Source organism: Pseudonocardia sp. SID8383, from assembly GCF_009864975.1.
GTDB classification, from domain to species: Bacteria; Actinomycetota; Actinomycetes; order Mycobacteriales; family Pseudonocardiaceae; genus Pseudonocardia; species Pseudonocardia alni.
In genome coordinates this window covers 1-4,002 of record NZ_WWFY01000144.1, presented here as the reverse complement: position 1 = coordinate 4,002, position 4,002 = coordinate 1, and the positions used below count along the sequence as shown (strand labels likewise).

Below are 4,002 nucleotides of genomic sequence, written 5' to 3'. Positions count from 1 at the left end.
TACGGCCCGCGCGACGGTGAGGGCCAGCCCGGCGGCCCGGGTGGTGGCGCCCCAGTGCTTCGCCGCGAGGGTCCAGCCCGCGCCCGCGGCGCCGTGGTCGCGTTCGCCGCGCAGCCGTCGCACCAGGTCGCCGGTGTTGATCAAGACCGGGCAGGCGGTGCCGCACATGCCGTCGACGGCGCAGGTGTCGACGCCGTCGTAGGCGTAGTCGGCCTCCAGCTCGGCGAGCAGGGCCTCGTCGCCCGCGGCCCGGGCGGCGGCCATCTCGCGGCGCAGCACGATCCGCTGCCGCGGGGTGGTGGTCAGGTCACGGCTGGGGCAGACCGGCTCGCAGAACCCGCACTCCACGCAGCGGTCCACCTCGGACTCGACTGCCGGGGCGGACTTGAGTCCGGCCAGGTGCGCGGTCGGGTCGTCGTCGAGGACGACGCCGGGGGAGAGGATCCCCTGCGGGTCGCAGAGCCGCTTGATCTCCCGCATGACCTCGTAGAGCTCGTCGCCGTACTGGCGGCGGACGAAGGGCGACATCATCCGGCCGGTGCCGTGCTCGGCCTTGAGCGTCCCGCCGTGGGCCAGCACGAGGTCGACCATGTCGTCGGTGAACCGGCCGAAGCGGTCCCGGCCGCCCGCCGTGCCCGAGTCGTCGAGGTCCTCGGTGAGCATGAAGTGGACGTTGCCGTCCTTGGCGTGCCCGAAGATCACGGCGTGGTCGTAGTCGTGCTTCGCGAACAGCGCGATCAGGCCCTCGCAGGTCGCGAGCAGGTCCGGGACGGGTACGGCGACGTCCTCCAGCAGCGCCGCGGTGCCCGGCGGGCGGGCGCCGGCGACCTTGGCGTAGAGCGCCTTGCGCAGCGTCCACAGCCCGGCCTTCGCGACCGGGTCCGCGGACAGCTCCCGCGGGCCCCGCAGCGGCAGCCCGGAGATCAGCCCGGAGGCGTCCCCGGCGAGCTGGGTGACCTCCTCGACGGTGTGCCCGCGGTACTCCACGAGGAACGCGGCGTGCTCGTCGACGGTCAGCGAACCGAGGAGGGGGACGGCGTCGACCGCAGCCCCATCGCCCTGTCCGACCCGCAGCGACGTCGCGTCCAGCAGCTCGATCGTCGCCGCGCCCGAGTCCACCAGGCCGGGCAGCGCGCGGTTGGCGGCGGCGAGGTCGTCGAACACCAGCAGCCCGGTGCGGGTGTGGGCGAGCACCGGGACGGTGCGCATGGTGATCGAGGCGAGAAACGCCAGCGTCCCCTCCGAGCCGACGAGCAGCCGGGCCAGGATCTGCACCGGGTCGTGGTGGTCGAGGAAGGAGTTCAGGCCGTAGCCCATGGTGTTCTTCAGCGAGAACTGGCGCTCGATCTCGGTGCGCAGCGCCGCGTCGCCGCGGAGCCGGTCGCGCAGCCGCGCCAGACCCGCCCACAGCCGGGGCTCGCGGGCGCGCAGCTCGTCGTCGGCGCCGGGGGCACCGGTGTCCAGCGTGGTGCCCGAGGGCAGGACGAACTCGACGGAGTCCAGCAGCGCGTAGCTGTTCGCGGCGGTGCCGCAGGCCATGCCCGAGGAGTTGTTCGCGACGACCCCGCCGAGGGTGCAGGCGACCTCGCTGGCCGGGTCCGGGCCGAGCATCCGGCCGTACCGGGCCAGGCGGGTGTTGACCGAGCGCACCGTCGCGCCCGGCCCGACCCGCACCCGGGCGCCGTCGCCCTCGATCTCGATGCCGCGGAAGTGGCGGCGGACGTCGACGAGGATGCCGTCGGTGACGGCCTGGCCGGACAGGCTCGTCCCGCCGGAGCGGAAGGTCACCGGCACCCCGCCCGCGGCGCGGAACAGCGCGGCGACCTCGGCGGCGCTCGATGCCGTCACCACCGCGGCCGGGGTGCGGGCGAAGTGCGACGCGTCGTGCGCCATCCGGAGCCGGTCGATCGCCCGGGTGGCGACGGCGGCGGGCCGGACCGCGGCGGCGAGCCGGTCGTGCAGGGCGTGCAGGGCCGGGCGGCCTGCCGGGTCGGTGGGCGGTGTCTCCGCGGGCGATCCGGTGAGGGTCACGGTGGTGCTCCTGGCGTGTGGTGGGACGCGCGTGCACCCACCCTGCCCCAGGGTCAGCCCCGTGCCGAGGGGAAGTTCGGGGGACGCTTCTCGCGCAGCGCGGCGGCGCCCTCCACCACGTCGGGGCCCATGAAGGTCAACATCTCGTAGGCGGCGGACTGCTCGAAGGCCGGTCCGGCGCTGCGCAGCCACGAGTTCAGCGCCCGCTTGGTGAGCCGGATGGCCTGCTGGGAGCCGGTGCCCAGGGCGTGCGCGACCCGCAGCGCCTCGTCGAGGACCTGCTCGCGCGGCACCGCCTTGGCGACCATCCCGAGCCGCTCGGCCTCGGCGCCGGTGACCATCTCGCCGGTCAGCAGGTAGTAGCGGGCCTTCGCCATCCCGGCCAGCAGCGGCCAGATGATCGCGGCGTGGTCCCCGGCGGCGACGCCGAGCTTCACGTGGCCGTCGCCCAGCTTCGCGTCCTCGGCGACGATCGCGATGTCGGCGAGCAGCGCGACGACCACCCCGGCGCCGACGGCGACCCCGTTGATCGCCGACACGACCGGCTTCTCGCAGTCGATGATGTTCCAGACCAGGTCGGACATCTCCCGGAGCATGTGGGCGACGCGCTCGTGGTCGCCGGCCATCCGCTCGACCATGCCGAGGTCCCCGCCCGCGGAGAACGCCCTCCCGGCCCCCGTGATCACCGCGACCCGGGTGGCGGCGTCGGACGACACGTCCCGCCAGACCCGCGTGAGCTCGCCGTGCAGGACCTCGTCGGCGGCGTTGTACTTGGCCGGGTTGTCGATGGTGATGAGCAGGACGCCGTCGTCGCGGCGCTCGAACCGCAGCTGGGTGTAGGTGCTCGGGTCGAGGGTCATGGGGGTCCTCCCGGGGGCTGCGGTCAGAGCATGGACAGGCCGCCGCTGACGCTGACGGTCTGCCCGGTGAGGTAGTCGGCGTCGGGGGAGGCGAGGAAGGCGACGGTGGCGGCGACGTCCTCGGGGCGGGCCAGGCGGCGGAACGGGATCGCCTTCACCAGGGCGTCGCGCAGCCGGTCGTTCCCCTCGACGACGTCGGCGAACAGCGCGGTGTCGGTGGGCCCGGGGCACACGCAGTTGACGTTGACACCGTGCCGGGCGACCTCGCGGGCGAGGGTCTTGGTGAACGCGATGACCCCGCCCTTGGCGGCGGAGTAGACCGCCTCGCCGCTGGACCCGACGCGGCCCGCCTCGGAGGCGAGGTTCACCACCGTCCCGGACCCCTGCGCGATCAGGTGCGGGACGACGGCGTGCGCGGTGTGCAGCACCCCGAACAGGTTGATCCGCACGATCCGGTCCCAGTCGGCCGGGTCGGAGTCGACGAACGCGCCGACCTTGTCCCAGCCGGCGTTGTTGATCAGCACGTCGATCCGGCCGAGGTCGCCGCGGACCCGCTCGACGGTGTCGCGCACGGCGTCGGGGTCGGCGACGTCGAGGGCGTACGCGGTCCCGGCCCCGCCCAGCTCCGCGGCGGTCGCGGCGGCGGTGTCGCCGTCGAGGTCGGTCACCACGACCCGGGCGCCCTCCCCGGCGAGCCGCAGTGCGGTGGCGCGGCCGATGCCGCGCCCGGCCCCGGTGACGAGCACCGTCCGGTCGTCCATCCTGCCCACGGGCCGGTCCACCTCCTGGTCGCCGACACCGGTGTCGGACCCCGCCCACGATGACGACACCGGCCCCCATGGTCAATCTTCGCCGGCGGGTCCGTGACGCCGGGCCGGGTCAGCGCACCACGGGCAGCGGGCCGGAGGGCCGGTCGAAGAACAGCGGGAGGGTCTCCTCGCGCGGGTCGGGGGTCCGGGGAGGACCCCGGTCGTGGGCTCGGCGTCCCGGCGCGGACGACGCATCCGCGGGAGGACGCCGGTCGGTGGCTCGGGCTCCTCGGACGGCGGGCGCATCCGCGGCAGGACGCCCGTGGGCGGCTCGGGTCCGTCGGCGGGGTCCCCGGCGGGCC

At 75.0% G+C, this 4,002-nt stretch carries 3 protein-coding genes; all 3 read right to left on the bottom strand.

What is annotated here, in order from left to right; all coding sequences use genetic code 11:
* Window positions 1–2,031 (bottom strand): FAD-binding and (Fe-S)-binding domain-containing protein (locus GTW08_RS03705; protein WP_346009844.1); only part of this gene is annotated, 2,031 nt, incomplete at its 3' end.
* A 53-nt stretch (window positions 2,032–2,084) separates the two neighbouring features.
* The gene (locus GTW08_RS03700; RefSeq protein WP_073573940.1) at window positions 2,085–2,891 is read right to left on the bottom strand and encodes an enoyl-CoA hydratase/isomerase family protein; all 807 of its coding nucleotides are present in this window, start codon (window positions 2,889–2,891) and stop codon (window positions 2,085–2,087) included.
* Between the two features lie 23 nt (window positions 2,892–2,914).
* The gene (locus tag GTW08_RS03695) at window positions 2,915–3,652 is read right to left on the bottom strand and encodes an SDR family NAD(P)-dependent oxidoreductase (protein ID WP_073574088.1); all 738 of its coding nucleotides are present in this window, start codon (window positions 3,650–3,652) and stop codon (window positions 2,915–2,917) included.
* Window positions 3,653–4,002: the final 350 nt, after the last annotated feature.

Excerpts from the sequence above, each read along its gene's own strand:
- GTW08_RS03700 (WP_073573940.1), bottom strand. The coding sequence starts at position 2,891 with ATGACCCTCGACCCGAGCACCTACACCCAGCTGCGGTTCGAGCGCCGC.
- GTW08_RS03695 (WP_073574088.1), bottom strand. The coding sequence starts at position 3,652 with ATGGACGACCGGACGGTGCTCGTCACCGGGGCCGGGCGCGGCATCGGC.